This is a genomic window from Novosphingobium resinovorum, assembly GCF_036352595.1.
Taxonomy (GTDB): Bacteria; Pseudomonadota; Alphaproteobacteria; order Sphingomonadales; family Sphingomonadaceae; genus Novosphingobium; species Novosphingobium resinovorum_B.
The window spans coordinates 200856-217879 of record NZ_JAZFAX010000001.1; the positions used below are offsets into that span (position 1 = coordinate 200856).

18 protein-coding genes and 2 riboswitches are annotated in these 17024 nt (G+C 66.2%); of the genes, 10 read left to right on the forward strand and 8 right to left on the reverse strand.

What is annotated here, in order from left to right:
• Positions 1–236 precede the first annotated feature (236 nt).
• The gene (gene aspS / locus V2S85_RS01000; RefSeq protein ID WP_330701017.1) at positions 237–2051 is read left to right on the forward strand and encodes an aspartate--tRNA ligase; all 1815 of its coding nucleotides are present in this window, start codon (positions 237–239) and stop codon (positions 2049–2051) included.
• Between the two features lie 37 nt (positions 2052–2088).
• On the opposite strand, the gene V2S85_RS01005 is transcribed toward aspS, so the two are convergent.
• Positions 2089–2586, reverse strand: a complete 498-nt coding sequence (locus V2S85_RS01005) for a hypothetical protein (protein ID WP_330701018.1) — start codon at positions 2584–2586, stop codon at positions 2089–2091.
• A gap of 297 nt (positions 2587–2883) precedes the next feature.
• Positions 2884–2984: riboswitch (glycine riboswitch) on the forward strand.
• 1 nt (position 2985) lies between these two features.
• Positions 2986–3106, forward strand: a riboswitch (glycine riboswitch).
• A gap of 34 nt (positions 3107–3140) precedes the next feature.
• Here V2S85_RS01005 and gcvT point away from each other — a divergent pair.
• The 5 genes from gcvT to V2S85_RS01030 all read left to right on the forward strand — a co-directional run bounded on the left by gcvT (position 3141) and on the right by V2S85_RS01030 (position 8337).
• Positions 3141–4295 carry a glycine cleavage system aminomethyltransferase GcvT gene (gcvT, locus tag V2S85_RS01010; RefSeq protein ID WP_330701019.1) on the forward strand — a complete coding sequence of 385 codons (1155 nt, stop codon included), beginning with the start codon at positions 3141–3143 and terminating at the stop codon, positions 4293–4295.
• Positions 4296–4306: 11 nt separating this feature from the next.
• Positions 4307–4678 (forward strand): glycine cleavage system protein GcvH, encoded by a 372-nt coding sequence (gene gcvH / locus V2S85_RS01015; RefSeq protein ID WP_330701020.1) that lies wholly within the window; start codon positions 4307–4309, stop codon positions 4676–4678.
• Positions 4679–4838: 160 nt separating this feature from the next.
• Positions 4839–6209: an aminomethyl-transferring glycine dehydrogenase subunit GcvPA gene (gene gcvPA, locus V2S85_RS01020; RefSeq protein WP_330701021.1), complete on the forward strand. Its 1371-nt coding sequence runs from the start codon at positions 4839–4841 to the stop codon at positions 6207–6209.
• Complete coding sequence (gene gcvPB, locus V2S85_RS01025; protein WP_330701022.1) at positions 6206–7804, forward strand: aminomethyl-transferring glycine dehydrogenase subunit GcvPB; 1599 nt, start codon at positions 6206–6208, stop codon at positions 7802–7804. Before gcvPA ends, gcvPB begins: the two co-directional genes overlap by 4 nt.
• Before the next feature lie 5 nt (positions 7805–7809).
• Positions 7810–8337: a DUF1453 domain-containing protein gene (locus V2S85_RS01030; RefSeq protein WP_330701023.1), complete on the forward strand. Its 528-nt coding sequence runs from the start codon at positions 7810–7812 to the stop codon at positions 8335–8337.
• Positions 8338–8342: 5 nt separating this feature from the next.
• Here the strand turns inward: V2S85_RS01030 and V2S85_RS01035 are convergent, their stop codons facing one another.
• The 3 genes from V2S85_RS01035 to V2S85_RS01045 form a co-directional block, all read right to left on the reverse strand.
• The gene (locus V2S85_RS01035) at positions 8343–8474 is read right to left on the reverse strand and encodes an entericidin A/B family lipoprotein (RefSeq protein WP_271183387.1); all 132 of its coding nucleotides are present in this window, start codon (positions 8472–8474) and stop codon (positions 8343–8345) included.
• Between the two features lie 121 nt (positions 8475–8595).
• Complete coding sequence (locus V2S85_RS01040; RefSeq protein ID WP_008833469.1) at positions 8596–8727, reverse strand: entericidin A/B family lipoprotein; 132 nt, start codon at positions 8725–8727, stop codon at positions 8596–8598.
• Positions 8728–8799: 72 nt separating this feature from the next.
• Positions 8800–9765 carry a DMT family transporter gene (locus V2S85_RS01045; protein ID WP_330701024.1) on the reverse strand — a complete coding sequence of 322 codons (966 nt, stop codon included), beginning with the start codon at positions 9763–9765 and terminating at the stop codon, positions 8800–8802.
• A 44-nt stretch (positions 9766–9809) separates the two neighbouring features.
• On the opposite strand from V2S85_RS01045, the gene V2S85_RS01050 reads away from it, so the two are divergent.
• From V2S85_RS01050 to V2S85_RS01060, 3 genes are all read left to right on the forward strand, one after another.
• Positions 9810–10016, forward strand: a complete 207-nt coding sequence (locus tag V2S85_RS01050) for a hypothetical protein (protein WP_330701025.1) — start codon at positions 9810–9812, stop codon at positions 10014–10016.
• A gap of 116 nt (positions 10017–10132) precedes the next feature.
• Positions 10133–10756, forward strand: coding sequence for a YceI family protein (locus V2S85_RS01055; RefSeq protein WP_330701026.1), 624 nt, complete (start codon positions 10133–10135; stop codon positions 10754–10756).
• A 187-nt stretch (positions 10757–10943) separates the two neighbouring features.
• Complete coding sequence (locus tag V2S85_RS01060; protein WP_330701027.1) at positions 10944–11372, forward strand: hypothetical protein; 429 nt, start codon at positions 10944–10946, stop codon at positions 11370–11372.
• A gap of 64 nt (positions 11373–11436) precedes the next feature.
• On the opposite strand, the gene V2S85_RS01065 is transcribed toward V2S85_RS01060, so the two are convergent.
• Complete coding sequence (locus V2S85_RS01065; protein ID WP_330701028.1) at positions 11437–12948, reverse strand: CpaF family protein; 1512 nt, start codon at positions 12946–12948, stop codon at positions 11437–11439.
• Positions 12949–13076: 128 nt separating this feature from the next.
• On the opposite strand from V2S85_RS01065, the gene V2S85_RS01070 reads away from it, so the two are divergent.
• Positions 13077–13337 (forward strand): HNH endonuclease, encoded by a 261-nt coding sequence (locus tag V2S85_RS01070; RefSeq protein ID WP_330701378.1) that lies wholly within the window; start codon positions 13077–13079, stop codon positions 13335–13337.
• A 148-nt stretch (positions 13338–13485) separates the two neighbouring features.
• Here V2S85_RS01070 and ilvC read toward each other — a convergent pair whose 3' ends face one another.
• The 3 genes from ilvC to ilvB form a co-directional block, all read right to left on the reverse strand.
• Positions 13486–14505: a ketol-acid reductoisomerase gene (gene ilvC / locus V2S85_RS01075; RefSeq protein ID WP_008833476.1), complete on the reverse strand. Its 1020-nt coding sequence runs from the start codon at positions 14503–14505 to the stop codon at positions 13486–13488.
• Between the two features lie 81 nt (positions 14506–14586).
• Positions 14587–15105 carry an acetolactate synthase small subunit gene (gene ilvN / locus V2S85_RS01080; protein ID WP_036524725.1) on the reverse strand — a complete coding sequence of 173 codons (519 nt, stop codon included), beginning with the start codon at positions 15103–15105 and terminating at the stop codon, positions 14587–14589.
• A 14-nt stretch (positions 15106–15119) separates the two neighbouring features.
• Entirely contained in the window at positions 15120–16862 is a 1743-nt protein-coding gene (gene ilvB / locus V2S85_RS01085) for a biosynthetic-type acetolactate synthase large subunit (protein WP_330701029.1), read from the reverse strand.
• Between the last annotated feature and the right edge of the window lie 162 nt (positions 16863–17024).

Below are 17024 nucleotides of genomic sequence, written 5' to 3' on the forward strand. Positions count from 1 at the left end.
CGTGCGCGCGGAAGTAGCGCGGAAATGGTTTATTTGAGGTTACCGGCGTCATCCCGGCGCCACTCGAGCAACGGCCGGCAGGGTGGACGATTCCGGAACAGGGCTTCCTGTTGCGGCCGAAAGGCGGGCTGCGGCACCGGGCCGGCGGGGATTTTACGCGAATCCCCATCTGGCAATCGCGGCTTCACTCCTTTAGTGGGGCCGCAATTATTCCATTCGACCAAAAAGAGCCCGTCATGACCCATCCCTACCGCTCCCACACCTGCGGCGCCCTGAGCGCGGCCGAGGTCGGCCAGACCGTGCGCCTCTCGGGCTGGGTCCATCGCAAGCGCGACCATGGCGGCGTCCTGTTCGTCGATCTGCGCGACCATTACGGCATCACCCAGGTCGTGACCGACAGCGACAGCCCGGCACTCGCCGTGCTCGATTCGCTGCGCGCGGAGAGCGTCGTGACGATCGAGGGCACCGTGAAGGCGCGCACCGAGGGCACCGTGAACCCGAACCTCGCCACGGGCGAGATCGAGGTCTACGCCCGCGTCGCCACCGTGCTGGGCAAGGCCGAGGAGCTGCCGATGCCGGTCGCCGGCGAGCAGGAGTACCCGGAGGACATCCGCCTCAAGTACCGCTTCCTCGACCTGCGCCGTGAAACGCTGCACGCCAACATCGTCAAGCGCACGCAGATCATCCGCGACATGCGCCGCCGCATGGAAGACACCGGCTTCACCGAATATTCGACGCCGATCCTGACCGCCTCGTCGCCCGAGGGCGCGCGCGACTTCCTGGTGCCGAGCCGCATCCACGCCGGCAAGTTCTACGCGCTGCCGCAGGCGCCGCAGCAGTACAAGCAGCTGCTGATGGTCGCGGGCTTCGACCGCTACTTCCAGATCGCGCCGTGCTTCCGCGACGAAGATCCCCGCGCCGACCGTCTGCCGGGCGAATTCTACCAGCTCGACCTCGAAATGAGCTTCGTGACCCAGGAAGAAGTCTGGGAGACGATGGAGCCGGTGCTGCGCGCCACCTTCGCCGAATTCGCGGGCGACAAGCCCGTCACCCCGGCCGGTGAATTCCGCCGCATTCCGCACGCGCAGGCGATGCTGGACTACGGTTCGGACAAGCCGGATCTGCGCAACCCGCTGCTCATCAAGGACGTGACCGAGCACTTCGTCGAATCGGGCTTCGGCATCTTCGCGGGCATCGTCGCGGGCGGCGGCACCATCCGCGCGATCCCGGCTCCGGGCGCAGGCGCGGGCAGCCGCAAGTTCTTCGACGACACGAACGTCTGGGCGCGGGGCGAGGGCTATTCGGGCCTTGGCTACATCAACATCAAGGACGGCGTCCCCGGCGGCCCGATCGCCAAGAACCACGGTGAGGAAAAGACCGCCGCGCTGATCGAAGCACTCGGCCTTGGCCCCAACGACGGCGTGTTCTTCGCCGCGGGCAAGGAAGAGCAGGCCGCCAAGCTGGCGGGCCTCGCTCGTACCCGCGTGGGCGAGCAGCTCGGCCTGATCGACAAGGACCGCTTCGAGCTGTGCTGGATCGTCGACTTCCCGTTCTACGAATGGGACGAGGACAACAAGAAGGTCGACTTCGCGCACAACCCGTTCTCGATGCCGCAGGGCGGCATGGACGCGCTGGAGAACCAGGATCCGCTGACGATCAAGGCGTACCAGTACGACCTCGTCTGCAACGGCTTCGAGATCGCCTCTGGTTCGATCCGCAATCAGTCGCCCGAACTGATGGTCAAGGCGTTCGAGATGACCGGCCTGACGCAAGCGGACGTGGAAGACCGCTTCGGCGGCCTCTACCGCGCGTTCCAGTACGGCGCCCCGCCGCATGGCGGCATGGCGGCCGGCGTGGACCGCATCGTGATGCTGCTGTGCGGCGCGCAGAACCTGCGCGAGATCACGCTGTTCCCGATGAACCAGCGCGCCGAGGATCTCCTCATGAACGCGCCGAGCCATGCCGAAGCCAAGCAGCTGCGCGAACTGCACTTGCGCGTGGTGGAGCCGGTCAAGCAGGCCGCGCCGGCGCAGGCCAAGCCGGCAGAGTGATGCGAGGGGCGGGGCGCTGCGTCGCGCCCTGCCGCCTTCACGGTTTCAGGCTGGCTTCGCAGTCGCCCGTGCGCCTGACCGTGCTCGACAGGGAGGCGACTTTCGGCGCGGCCGCCTCGACGCCGATGTTCAGCGCCACTTCGACTTCTCCGGGCTTCGCCGAACCCGCCGCGCTCGCCTTCAGCACGGCAGCGCCGCCTTCAAGATTGCATGAGATACCCAGATCGAGTGTCCCCGCGGCTCCGGGAATCACCGTACATGTCTTCCCGGTCGGGCCGACATTGGCGATTCCCTGGAGGATCGCCGAGTAAGGCCGCAGGAAAGACGCGGGCGCGTGTGTTGTCACGCATTCGTCGATGGCCTCGGTTTCGGTAGTGCCTTCGCGCGAATCATATTGCGAGAAAGTGCCGACCCAGCGGCCCGGCGGCGTTGCGGCCTGCAAAGCCTGGGCATAAGCCTCAACCGCAAGGGCCGCTTCCTGCGATGGCGCGGAAATCCCGGCTTGCGGCGCATCGGCCGCGCCGGTCAGCAGCATGCCGCCCGCGAGGATGAAAGGCGCGGCGAGGGTCTTTATCGTAGTCATCGGGTTCTTCCGAAGTGGGGGCATGCGTTTCTGGTAACTGCGGTGCACGCGGCGTCAATGCTCCCCGGTTCCTCCCGCGGCACCTTGCGCTATCCGGGGTTCAGCGGGATATTGCAGATGATATCTCCGTTCCGCCGCCGCGATCCTGAACGTATCGAAGCGTCATGGCCCAATGGGGGAATAGTTCCCATATTACTCAAACCCTGCGTTGACTTACCCCGGCCCGTCACCCAAGGCTCAAGGCACTCGCTGACACGCGCGGGAGAGACCTCGGACCGATTCGTCGGGAAAGAGGCGCCGAAGGAGCAACCGCCCCGGAATCTCTCAGGCAAAAGGACCGCGCAGCGTCTACAGCGAGCCTCTGGAAAGTGCCCCGTCCTTATCGGTCGTGGCCGCCGACGGTGTAACCCGGTCCATCCCTTTGCGGATGACGCCGGGGAAGCTCTCAGGCTTCCGTGACAGAGGGGGCACCTGAAACGGTGTGCCATGTGTCGCGGAGTCGTGTCTTGAGCGAATACCCAGTTACCGATGAAGACGGCCTCGAGCCGATCGAGACCCTGACCCTCCCGCTCGATGCCTGGCATCGCGGGAAGGGCGGCCGCATGGTCGAGTTCGCCGGCTATCACATGCCTGTCCAGTATGAGGGCATCATGGCCGAGCACCTCTGGACCCGCGAGAACGCCGGCCTGTTCGACGTCAGCCACATGGGGCAGGTCTATGTCTCCTCGGAAGAGGGCATCACCCCCGCAGTGGAGGCGGCGCTCGAAGCCGCGCTGCCGATCGACCTCGCCACGCTGAAGATCGGCGCGCCGCGCTACTCGCTGCTGCTGGACGAAGAGGGCGGCATCCTCGATGACCTCATGGTCACGCGCTGGAAGACGGGCTTCTACCTCGTCGTCAACGGCGCGACCAAGTGGGACGATATCGGCACCTTGCGCGAACTGCTGCCCGATGACGTCACCATCAACCATCTGGAAGACAACGCATTGCTCGCGCTGCAGGGGCCGAAAGCCTTCGCCGCGTTGGAGCGGCATGCCAAAGGCGAATACCCGCTCTCGGCACTGACCTTCATGAAGGGCGGTCAGTTCACGCTGGGCGGCGTCGATGCCTGGATCAGCCGTTCGGGCTACACCGGCGAGGACGGTTTCGAGATCGCCATCCCGGGCGAATCCGCCGAGATGGTCGCCGACCTGCTCTGCGGCGAGCCCGAGGTGAAGCCGATCGGCCTCGGCGCACGCGACAGCCTACGCCTCGAAGCAGGCCTGCCGCTCTACGGTCATGACCTGTCGCCTGAAACCAGCGTGATCGACGCCGACCTCAAGTTCGCCGTCAACAAGCGCCGCCGTACCGAAGGCGGTTTCCCCGGTTCGGACCGCGTGCTGAAGGACTTCGTCGAGGGCACGCCGCGCAAGCGCATCGGCCTTGTCATCGAAGGCCGGATGGCCGCGCGTGAGGGCGCCAAGGTTTTCTCCGGCAATCAGGAAGTTGGCCTGGTGACTTCAGGTGGTTTCTCACCATCGCTGCAGCAGCCGATCGCCATGGCTTACGTCGATACCGCCCTCACCGCAGAGGGCACCGCGCTTACCATCGAGATGCGGGGCAAGAAGCTCGACGGCAAGGTCGTGCCAATGCCCTTCGTCCCCCACCGCTATCACCGCTGAGGAGCTTTCCCATGACCCGCTATTTCTCCGAAGACCATGAGTGGATCGAAGTCGAAGGTGACCTCGGCACCGTCGGCATCACCGACTACGCGCAGGGCCAGCTCGGCGACATCACCTTCGTCGAGGTTCCCGCCGAAGGCACCAGCGTCAGCAAGGGCGATTCCGTGTCGGTCGTCGACTCGGTGAAGGCCGCATCCGACGTCTACACCCCGGTCTCGGGCACGATCGCCGCCGTCAACGAAGCGCTGGCCGACCAGCCGGAACTGGTGAACACCGAAGCCGAAACCGGCGGCTGGCTGTTCCGCGTGACCCTCTCCGACGCCGCCGAACTCGGCACGCTGATGGATGAGGCCGCGTACAAGAGCTACGTCGACAGCCTCTGATTTATTCCTCCCCGAGCTTGCCTCGGGGAGGGGGACCGCCCGCGAAGCGGGTGGTGGAGGGGGGCGAGCTACACGCACTCCCCCTCCGTCACCGACTGCGTCGGCGCCACCTCCCCGAGCAAGCTCTGGGAGGAATTAGAAAGACCCAGGAACCCGCCTCATGCGCTACCTTCCCCTGACCCCGGCCGACCGCGCCTCCATGCTGGAGACCATCGGCGCCGCCACGGTCGATGACCTGTTCGTCGACGTGCCCGCCGAGGCCCGGCTTGCCGGTCCCATCGAGGGCCTGCCCGCTCACGCCAGCGAAATGGCCGTCGAGCGCCACATGTCCGCGCTCGCCGCGAAGAACCTGAGCGCGGGGACCGCGCCGTTCTTCCTCGGCGCCGGTGCCTATCGCCATCACGTTCCGGCCTCGGTCGATCACCTGATCCAGCGCGGCGAGTTCCTGACCGCCTACACGCCCTACCAGCCGGAAATCGCGCAAGGCACGCTGCAGGTGCTGTTCGAGTTCCAGACGCAGGTGGCGCGCCTGTTCGGCACCGACATCGCCAATGCCTCGATGTACGACGGCTCGACCGCGTGCTGGGAAGCGATCCTGATGGCCGCGCGCATCACCCGCAAGGGTCGCAGCGTGCTGTCGGGCGGCCTGCACCCGCACTACGGCGAAGTCGTGCGCACCATGGCGAAGTTCACCAAGGACGACATCGTCAGCCTCGCCCCCGAACTGACCGCAGATCCCGATGACGCCGCCGTGATCGCGGCGATCGACGCGACGACCTCGTGCGTCGTCGTCCAGTACCCCGACGTCATGGGCCGCATCCCCGACCTCGCGGCGATTTCCGAGGCCGCCCATGCCGTGGGCGCGCTGGTCATCGCCGTCGTCACCGAGCCGGTGGCCCTCGGCCTGATCGAAGCGCCGGGCACGCTGGGCGCCGATATCGTCGTGGGCGAGGGCCAGTCGCTGGGCGTCGGCCTGCAGTTCGGCGGTCCCTACCTCGGCCTGTTCGGATGTCGCGAGAAGTTCGTGCGCCAGATGCCGGGACGCCTTTGCGGCCAGACCGTCGACGCCGAGGGCAAGCGCGGCTTCGTGCTGACGCTCTCGACCCGCGAGCAGCATATCCGCCGCGAGAAGGCGACGAGCAATATCTGTACCAATTCAGGGCTTTGCGCGCTGGCCTTTAGCATTCACCTGACCCTTCTGGGCGGTGATGGCCTGGCCCGTCTGGCGGCCGTGAACCATGCCCGCGCACAGCAGACCTTCGAGCGTCTCGCTAAGGTTCCGGGCGTCACGATCCTCAACGATGCCTATTTCAACGAAGCGACGGTGATCCTGCCGCGCGATGCGCGCGAAGTGGTCCGTGAACTGGCTGATAGGCAGGTGCTCGGCGGCGTGTCCCTGGGCCGCTTATTCCCGGTGGCCGATGGCCTCCACAACGGGCTCCTGGTCGCCGCGACCGAAACCACCACTGACGAAGACATCGAGGCTTTCGCCGCCGCGCTGGAAGCGGTTCTTGAAGGAGCGAGCGCATGAACGCCCCCAACGCATCCGGCTGGCGCCCGTCCATGGGTGGAGCCGGTGAAGCAAAGTTCGCAACGTCCTCAGGCGATTACGGCCTGATGCTCGAAGAAGCTCTGAGCTTCGAGCTGGGCAGCGCCGACAAGTGCGGCGTCGATATCGACGAGCCGAGCCGCGCCCCCGCTGCGGGACTGAGCAAATTCCTGCGCAAGTCCGCGCCCGCGCTGCCGGGGCTGACCGAGCCGGAGACCGTGCGCCACTACACCCGCCTGTCGCGCCAGAACTACGCGATCGACCTCGGGCCGTTCCCGCTCGGTTCGTGCACGATGAAGCACAACCCGCGCCTCAACGAGAAGATGGCCCGCCTGCCGGGCTTCGCCGACGTTCACCCGATGCAGCCGCAGACGACGGTGCAGGGCGCGCTCGAAGTCATCGAGCAGTTGGCCGACTGGCTCATCACGCTGACCGGCATGGCCTCGGTGGCGATGAGCCCCAAGGCGGGCGCGCATGGCGAACTGTGCGGGTTGCTCTGCATCCGCGCTGCGCTGGACGCGCGCGGTGAGACGCGCGACGTCGTGCTGGTGCCCGAGAGCGCCCACGGCACCAACCCGGCCACCGCCGCCTTCGCGGGGTTCAAGGTGGAATCGATCCCCGCGACCCTGGCGGGCCGCGTGGATGTGGCGGCGCTCAAGGCCAAGCTTGGCCCCAACGTCGCGGGCGTGATGATCACCAACCCGAACACCTGCGGCCTGTTCGAGCCCGACATGCGCGCAATCGCCGATGCGGTCCACGCGGCGGGCGGCTACGTCTACTGCGACGGCGCGAACTTCAACGCCATCGTCGGCAAGGTGCGCCCCGGCGACCTCGGCGTCGATGCCATGCATATCAACCTGCACAAGACCTTCTCCACCCCGCATGGCGGTGGTGGTCCGGGTGCGGGACCAGTGGTGCTGTCCGAAGCACTGGCGCCCTTCGCGCCGCTGCCCTTCGTGACGCGCGGGAGCGACGGCTCGATCCACCTCGTCGAGGAGGAGAACGCCGCCGAGGGCCACGCGCAGGCGTTCGGCCGTATGGTCGCCTTCCACGGCCAGATGGGCATGTTCACCCGCGCGCTGACCTACATCCTCAGCCACGGCGCCGACGGTCTGCGCACGGTGGCCGAGGACGCGGTGCTCAACGCCAACTATGTGCTGCGTTCGTGCGAGGATCTGTTGCCCGCTCCGTTCGCCGACAGCGGCCCGTGCATGCACGAGGCGCTGTTCAGCGACGCCGGGCTGGCCGAGGGCTTCTCGACGCTCGACATCGCCAAGGGCCTGATCGACGAGGGCTTCCACCCGATGACGGTCTACTTCCCGCTGGTGGTGAAGGGCGCGATGCTGGTCGAGCCGACCGAGACCGAGAGCAAGGCGGGCCTCGACCGCTTCATCGCCTCGCTGCGCAGCCTTGCCGAGCGGGCCAAGGCGGGCGACGAGAGCCTGCACTCCGCACCGCACTTCGCGCCGCGCAGGCGGCTTGACGAAACGCTCGCCGCGCGCAAGCCTGTGCTCGTATGGCAGGGTGAACCCGGTGTTCCCGGCACGCCTTCGCTGAGCGAAATCGGAGGAAGCTGACGCATATGGGGGAAGGTGGACGCGGCCTCGTCACGTATCTGCCGCTGGCGATCTTCGTGGGCATCATGGCGCTGCGCATGATGCGGATGAAGAAGGCCCGGCCGCTGCGCCTTCCCCTCTTGTGGATCATGCCGGTGATCGTGGTGCTGGCGGTGTCGCTGGCGCTATGGGGCATGCCGCCGAGCGGGCTGGGCTGGCTATGCCTGGCGACCGGCGTGATCGTCGGCGGCGCAATCGGCGCGCAGCGGGCGCGGCTGATGCACCTGCATATCGACGGCGAGGGTGACAAGGCGCGCGTGATGATGCGCCAGTCGCCGCTGGCGATCCTGCTGATCGTCGCGGTGTTCCTCGTGCGGCGGTTGCTGCTGCCGAGCGGGTTTCAGGGCGGCGTTCAGGCGGGTCACCCGGTCGGCAACGCGCTCCTGATGATGGACGCGACGCTGGGCTTTGCGCTCGGGATGATCGTGGCGCTGCGGCTCGTGCTGTGGCTGCGCGCGCGCGACATGGTGGCGAACCACGTCTTCGACGCCTGAGGCGCTCAGTTTATGGCGTTCGATCCCGCCTGACCGACCGACTCGATGTCGCGGCCGAGGCCCTTGACGGTGTTGCAGGCGGTGGCGGTGAAAAGTACGCCGCCAAGGATGATGGCGGCGAGAATCTTGCTGGTCATCGAACGCATGTCCCTTCGTTGTCCGCAGCGACTAGCGCAGGAAACGGATCCGGAAAAGCGTTCGTGAGACGGATGCAGGCAGGCTCCGGTCGGTGGCTTGGCAGCCTGCCTGCAGAGCACGTTACTTGATGGCGTCTTCGCCGGCCTTGCCGACCGACTCGACGTCGCGGCCGGCACCCTTGACGGTGTTGCAGGCGGCGGCGGAGAAAACGATGCCGCCCGCGACGAGGGCGAGAACGAGCTTCTTGACCATTTTGGGTGTTCCTTCTTATCGGTGCGACGGGTGCTGCCACGCCGCGCATCGGGGTGAACACGCGGGGTGCGGTCAGGTTCCCTGCGGCGGAGCGGATGCCGCTTCTTCCGTGGCGCCTTCGTCGATGGCCGAGGTGGGCGAGACGCGCCTCGCCAGGAAATGCTCGCGCGAGGTGATGATGAGCCCGGCCGCGACGATGACCGGCGCGCCCAGCCACATCGCGGCCGAGGGAACGTGCCCCCAGATCGTCCAGCCGTAGAGCGTGGCCCAGATCAGCGCGGTGTAGTCCATCACCACCACCGTCGCGACCTGCCCCAGGCGCAGGGCCGAGGTGACGAGGAACTGCGCCAGCGTCCCCGCCAGGCCGATGGCGACCAGCAGCAGCCATTCGTAGGCACTGTGCGCCGTGCCGTAGAGCGGCAACAGGATCGCCGCGAACAGCGATCCGAAGAAAGCGAACCAGAAGACGCAGGCGATCGGCGCCTCGGTGCGCGAGAGATCCCGGATCTGAAAGCTGACCACGGCGACGATCAGCCCCGCGCCCAGCCCCGCCGCCAGTCCCGGGAGAGGAATGGGCTCGCCGCCCGGTTGCGTCAGCAGCAGCACGCCGATGAAGCCCAGCACCACCGCCGTCCAGCGCCACGGGCCGACTTTCTCGCGCAGCACGAGCGCCGTTATCAGCACGGCGAAGAGCGGCGTCGTGAAGCCCAGCGTGGTCCCGACCGGCAGTGGCAGCAAGGTCGCGGCGCCGATGTTGCAGCACAGTCCCGCCGTGCCGGTGGTTGCCCGCATGGCGTGGCTTGCCATGCGCCGGGTGCGCAGCAGGCCGAGGCTGCCGGTGGCCGCCAGCCAGCCCAGGATGATCGGTACCGACATCGCCTGGCGCCAGAATACCAGTTCGGGCAGCGAGACGCCTGCCTCTCCCGCCAGCTTCACCAGCATGAACATCGTCGAGAGCATCACCATCGCGGCCAGGCGCAGGCCGATGGCGAGCATCGGCCGGTCCGACCTGCCGGGGGAAGAGGAGGCTGCGATCATGAAACGGCGCTTTAACTCCGCCTTCGGGCAGGGCAAGGCGGGGCATGGACGATTCTCTTCGCGTGACGGTGATTGGCGGATGTCTTGCGGCGCTGCTGGCGGTCGTGGCCTGGCTGGGTGACCACCGGCGCCATCGCCGCAAGCATATCGACCGCGTCGGCTTCATGCCGTGGACGCCGATCTTTTTCTTCTCTCTGTTCGTGGCGGTCCTGCTGCTGGGGCTGTCGGCACGCGAGTGGCTGGCAGGTTGACCGTTCGACAAACCTGAACAAGAGCATCGATTTTATCAGGCTGGTTCGAATGTCCGGCGGATGGGAACAGCGCTTTCGCAAAAGCCTTCCCGCGTCCTCTTCTTCGGAGATATCGAATGAACCGCATTCTCGCTTCCGCGCTCGGCGTTGCCTCGCTTGGCGTGGCGCTGACCCTGGGCGCCGCGCCGATCGTCGCGCAGCAGGCCGATAGCAATGCCGCCGCCGTGCAGGCCGGCAGCTACGCGCTCGACAGTTCGCATACGCTGGTGCGCTTCACCGTCGACCATTTCGGCATCAGCGAGTTCTTCGGCACGCTGCCGGGCGCCAGCGGCACGCTTTCGCTCGATCCCAAGGCGTTGGCCTCGGCCAGGCTGGACGTCTCGGTGCCAGTGGCTTCGGTCTCGACCACCAACAAGACGCTCGACGAGGAGCTGGTGAGCGCGGACTGGTTCGATGCCGCCCAGTACCCGGTGATGCGTTTCGTTTCGACCAAGGTGGTGAAGACCGGCGCCAGCACCGCCGACGTCACCGGCAACCTGACGCTGCACGGCGTGACCAGGTCGGTGACTCTGAAGGCGACCTTCAAGGCTGCCAACGTCAACCCGATGAAGAAGGTCTACACGCTGGGGTTCAACGCGGTGGGCACGATCAAGCGCACCGAGTTCGGCGTCAGCAAGTACGCCCCGCTGGTCAGCGACGAGACGCAGATCGCGATCACGGCGGCGTTCGAGAAGCAGTAAGCGAGAAGGGGAGGCGCTATTTGACGCCTCCCTTCCCGTTCGTCATTGCGAGCGTAGCGAAGGAACCCAGGGCCGCGTAAACCGCCCTGGGTTGCTTCGCTACGCTCGCAATGACGAGGTTTGGGTGCGGGCGTGATATCCCGCCGCGCCCTTTCCTACATCCGCACGATCGCGTTTAACGTGGTGGATGAGCCATCCTCCACACCGCGCCCGCCACATCCGTGTCCCCGCCTTCGCGCCCGTGCCCGTCCGTCCGCGCAAGGACGGGTGGACGCCCGCGCGGCAGGCGGCCTTCCTCGGCGCGCTGGCGCAGGGCGGCGTCGTCGAGGCGGCAGCGCGCTGCGTGGGGCTCTCGCGAGAGAGTGCCTATCGCCTGCGCACGAAGCCCGGCGCGGGCAGCTTCGCCGCCGCCTGGGACAAGGTGACAGGCAAGCCGCCGGCAAAACGAAAGGTCACACCCGAGGAGCGCGCGGTGCGGGCGCGGTTCGGCGTTCTGAAGGTCCGAATCTATCGCGGACGCCACGTCGCGACGGAGCTAAAACCCGATAATCGCGCGCTTTTGTCGTTCCTCGCGCAGCTTGATCGGTCAGGCGGTGGCGATGGCCCGGACGCCTAAGGTGACAGGTGTTTCACTGCCCGTTTCGTGTAAACCCCGGCGTGATCCGCCGGGGCTCACGCCGTCACAGGCAGGCTTCGAGATAGGCCTGGTCGAAGCCGAACTGGCGGGCCTTCTCCAGCGTGTAGGGGCGCAGGCCCGAGGGGCGGAATTCGCCGATGATCTTGCCGTCGTCGGTCTCGTCCAGATACTCGAACTTGAACAGTTCCTGGGTGACGATGACGTCGCCTTCCATGCCGATCACCTCGGTGATGTTGGTGGTGCGGCGCGAACCGTCGCGCAGGCGCTTCACCTGCACGATGAGATCCACCGACTCGGCGATCTGGCGGCTGATCGCTTCCTTGGGGATCTTGATGTCGCCCATCAGGATCATGTTCTCCATACGGCCAAGGCATTCGCGCGGGCTGTTGGCGTGGAGCGTGCACATCGACCCGTCGTGGCCGGTGTTCATGGCGGCGAGCAGGTCGAAGCACTCGGCGCCGCGGATTTCGCCCAGGATGATGCGGTCGGGACGCATACGCAGGGCGTTCTTGACGAGGTCGCCGATGGTGATGGCGCCCTGGCCTTCGAGGTTGGGCGGGCGGGTTTCCAGCGGCAGCCAGTGGGGCTGCTGCAGGCGAAGTTCGGCCGCGTCCTCGATCGTCAGCACGCGCTCGCCGGGATCGATCATCTTCGACAAGGCGTTGAGCATCGTCGTCTTGCCCGAGCCGGTGCCGCCCGAGATGACGATGTTCATGCGGCAGGCACCGGCGATCTTGAGCGCGGTGGCCATCTGCTCGCTCATCGAGCCGAAACCCTTGAGCATGTCGATGGTGATCGGCTTTTCGGAGAACTTACGAATGGAGATCGCGGTGCCGCGCAGGGACAGCGGAGGCACGATGACGTTGACGCGGCTGCCGTCCTTGAGGCGGGCGTCGGCCAGCGGCGTGGTCTGGTCGACGCGGCGGCCGACCTGGTTGACGATGCGCTGGGCGATCTGGAACAGGTGCTGCTCGTCGCGGAACTTGGTCGGCGCGAGCTGCAGCTTGCCCTTCTTTTCGATGTAGGTCTGGTTGGGGCCGTTGACCATGATATCGGAGATATCGGGGTCGTTGAGCAGCTCCTCCAGCGGGCCGAAGCCGAGCAGTTCGTCGATCAGCACCTTTTCCAGCGCGAACTGTTCGCGGCGGTTGAAGGTGATCTTCAGATCGGCGAGCACTTCCATGATGATCGGGCGGAATTCCTCCGACAGCTCGTCCTTGGTGAGCGTGGCGGCGGCTTCCGGATCGACACGCTCCAGCAGGCGCGGAAGAACCTGCTCCTTGATCTTGTGGATCGAGGCTTCGAAGCCGTTCTGCTCGCCCTGGTCGTGGACCGCGTTTGCGCGGTCGGCCAGACGCGACATGGCATCGTCATTGCGCGAAGGGGCGGCGGATTCGCCCGGAAGCGGCGGGAACTGGTCGCCGGGAACGGGCGCGGTGCCGGCGACGGCGGGGGCCTTGTCGGCACCGCCCTTGAGGGGCTTGGCCACCCCGAATGCCGGGCGCGCGCCCTGGCCGATCCCCCCGATGCCGTTACGCCGACCGAATGCCGTCATGAAACCGTTTACCTCAAGCGCGGCCCAATGGGCGCGACCAGTGCCGAATGAAGGCACTGATTAAGGTTGAAACTTTGATAACTTACTAATGGCCTGCACAGGAGGGTGAAGTGGATGACGAGACAGGCATGTGCTGGCTGTGCGGACGGCCGCTGGGCCGCAAGGTGGAGTGGCATCACCCCGTGCCGAAAAGCCGGGGAGGGCGCGAGACGGTGCCGCTTCATCCGATCTGCCACCGCACCGTGCACGCCGCGCTGACCAATGCGCAACTGGCACGGATGAAGCCGGAAGCCGCGGCGCTGCTGGAGGTCGAGGAGATTGGCCGCTTCGTGCGCTGGGTCGCGGGCAAGCCTGCGGATTTTCATGCGCCGACGAAAAGAAAGCGGTGAGCCGATGGGGCTTCGACAAGCTCAGCCTGAGCGGGATTTGGAAACCAGCTCTCAACGCCGCTCAGGCTGAGCTTGTCGAAGCCCCCAACGCAAAACGGGCGGGCGGCCTTTCGACCACCCGCCCGCCGCAAGGATCTGTTTGGGAACCTTAGTTCTTGGTCTTGTCCACCAGCGCGTTGGCGCCGATCCAGGGCATCATGGCGCGCAGCTTGGCGCCGGTTTCCTCGATCGGGTGACGCTTGGCGGCAAGGCGCGAAGCCTTCAGCTCGGGCTGGCCGGCGCGGTTGTCGAGGACGAAGTCCTTCACGAAGCGGCCCGACTGGATGTCTTCCAGAACGCGCTTCATTTCCTTCTTGGTCTCTTCGGTGATGATGCGCGGACCGGTCTTGATGTCGCCGTATTCGGCGGTGTTCGAGATCGAGTAGCGCATGTTGGCGATGCCGCCTTCATACATCAGGTCGACGATCAGCTTCAGCTCGTGGAGGCACTCGAAGTAGGCCATCTCGGGAGCGTAGCCGGCTTCCACCAGCGTCTCGAAGCCGGCCTGGACCAGCGCGGTGGCGCCGCCGCAGAGCACGGCCTGCTCACCGAACAGGTCGGTTTCGCATTCCTCGCGGAAGTTGGTCTCGATGATGCCGCTGCGGCCGCCGCCGACGCCCGAAGCGTAGGCGAGGGCGATGTCCTGCGCGTTGCCGGTGGTGTCCTGGTGGATCGCGATGAGGCAGGGCACGCCGCCGCCGCGCTGGTATTCGCTGCGCACGGTGTGGCCCGGGCCCTTCGGCGCGATCAGGAACACGTCGATGTCGGTGCGCGGCTCGATCAGGCCGAAGTGGACGTTGAGACCGTGCGCGAAGGCAAGCGCGGCGCCGGGCTTCAGGTTCTCATGGATGTCGGCGGCGTAGATGGCGGCCTGATGCTCGTCCGGGGCGAGGATCATGATGACGTCGGCCCATGCGGCGGCGTCCTTGTTCGACATGACCTTGAAGCCGGCGGCTTCGGCCTTCTTGGCGGTGGCCGAACCGTCACGCAGCGCGATGGCGACGTTCTTGACGCCCGAATCGCGCAGGTTCTGGGCATGGGCGTGGCCCTGGCTGCCGTAACCCAGGATCGCGATGTTCTTCTCGGCGATCAGGTTGATGTCGCAATCGGCGTCGTAATAGACCTTCATCGTTCTTCCTTCCGTCATCCCGGCGGACCGGGACGGTTATTGTCCAAGCGCCGCCCGAACGGACCGACGCAATTTTGAAATTCAGGCTTCTTCAGGCCCACGGGCCATGGCGACGATGCCGGTGCGGCCGACCTCGACGAGGCCGAGGTCACGCATCAGCGCCACGAAGCTGTCGATCTTGTCCGGGGCGCCGGTCATCTCGAAGATGAAGCTCTCGGTCGTGGTATCGACGGGGCGAGCGCGGAACACGTCGGCGATACGCAGCGCCTCGACACGCTTCTCGCCGACGCCCGCGACCTTCACCAGCGCGAGTTCACGCGCCACGTGCGGGCCGACTTCGGTGAGATCGACGACCTTGTGGACCGGCACCAGACGCTCGAGCTGCGCGTGGATCTGGTCGATCTGGCTGCGCGGGCCGTGCGTCACGATCGTGATCCGGCTCACCGAGTGGTTGTCGGTGATGTCGGCCACGGTGAGGCTGTCGATGTTGTAGCCGCGCGCGGTGAACAGGCCGGCGATCTTGGCGAGAATGCCCGCCTCGTTGTCGACCGTCACGGTCAGGACGTGCCGTTCCTCGGCTTCATGCTGGATGTGCATCATGGGTTCTCTCGTCCTCAGACCAGCGCTTTGGCTTCGTCGTCCATCGTGCCGGCAACGCTGTCGCCGTAGAGGATCATGTCGGTATGCGCCGCGCCCGAGGGAATCATCGGGAAGCAGTTGGTTTCCTTGTGGACCAGGCAGTCGACGATCACCGGGCCGGGATGGTCGATCATCGCCTGGATGCCGGCATCAAGCTCGCTCTCGTTCTCGATGCGGATACCCTTCCAGCCGTAGGCTTCGGCCAGCTTCACGAAATCGGGCAAGCTATCGGAGTAGGAGTTCGAATAGCGGCTCTCGTACGTCAGTTCCTGCCACTGGCGGACCATGCCCATCCACTCGTTGTTGAGGATGAAGACCTTGACCGGCAGGCGGTACTGCGTGGCGGTGCCCAGTTCCTGGATGTTCATCTGGATCGAGGCGTCACCCGCGATGTCGATGACGAGGCTGTCGGGGTTGCCGCACTGCGCGCCGATCGCGGCGGGCAGGCCGTAGCCCATGGTGCCCAGCCCGCCCGACGTCAGCCACTTGTTGGGCTTGAAGAACGGGAAGTACTGTGCCGCCCACATCTGGTGCTGGCCGACTTCAGTGGAGATCACCGGGTCCTTCGACTTGGTCAGCTCGTACAGGCGCTCGATCGCCAGCTGCGGCATGATCGCCTGCGCGTTAGAGGGATAGGCGAGGCTCTTGCGCTCACGCCAGCCGTCGACGCGGGCCTTCCACGCGGTCAGGTCCTGAGCCTTGCGGGTGCCCCACTCGGTGAGGATCTGTTCGAGCACCACGGCGCAGTCGCCGATGATCGGCAGGTCCACCGGCACGACCTTGTTGATCGATGCGCGGTCGATGTCGATGTGAATCTTCTCGGAATTCGGCGCGAAGGCATCGAGGCGGCCGGTCACGCGGTCGTCGAAGCGAGCGCCGACGCACAGGATGAGGTCGGCCTGGTTCATCGCCATGTTGGCCTCGAACGTGCCGTGCATGCCCAGCATGCCCAGCCAGTCGGCGTGGTCGGCCGGGAACGCGCCGAGGCCCATCAGTGTGGAGGTGACGGGCGCGCCGGTCTTCGCCTGCAGCTCGCGCAGCAGCGCGGTGGCGCGCGGACCCGCGTTGATGACGCCGCCGCCGGTGTAGAACACCGGTGCCTTGGCATTCGCCAGCATCTCGACCGCGCGGGCGATCTCTTCCGAGGCGCCTGCTGTGCGGGGGCTATAGCGCTGCTTGCGCTGGATCGGGCCGTCGCTCCACGTCGCCATGGCGATCTGGACGTCCTTGGGAATGTCGATCAGCACCGGGCCAGGGCGGCCGGTGGTGGCGATCTGGAACGCCTCGTCGACGATCGCGGCGAGGTCGGCCGGGTCCTTCACCAGATAATTGTGCTTGGTGCAGTGGCGCGAGATGCCGACGGTGTCCGCTTCCTGGAACGCATCCGAACCGATCAGCCCGGTCGGGACCTGACCGGTGATGACGACCATCGGAATAGAATCCATGTAGGCGTCGGCAATGCCGGTGATCGCATTGGTCGCGCCCGGACCCGAGGTAACGAGCACGATGCCGGGCTTGCCGGTCGAGCGCGCATAACCTTCAGCGGCGTGTGCCGCACCGGCCTCATGACGGACGAGGATGTGGCGAAGTCGTTCGTCACCGAAGAGAGCGTCGTAGATCGGTAGCACGGCGCCGCCGGGATAGCCGAATACGAACTCGACCCCCTGCTTGACCAGGCTTTCGACCAGGATGCTCGCGCCGCTGCGCTCTTCACTCACAATACATTCCTTCATTAATTCGTTCGGGCGGGAGCACCGGCAATTCCGGCTGCCTCCCTAATGAATCCGACCCGGCACGTCGGCTTGGGCGTACCGGGTCGTCTCCTCTCCTCCCCGCATAACTTCCATCAGCGAGGTAGGATCGGCCTCTAGGCATGTGGA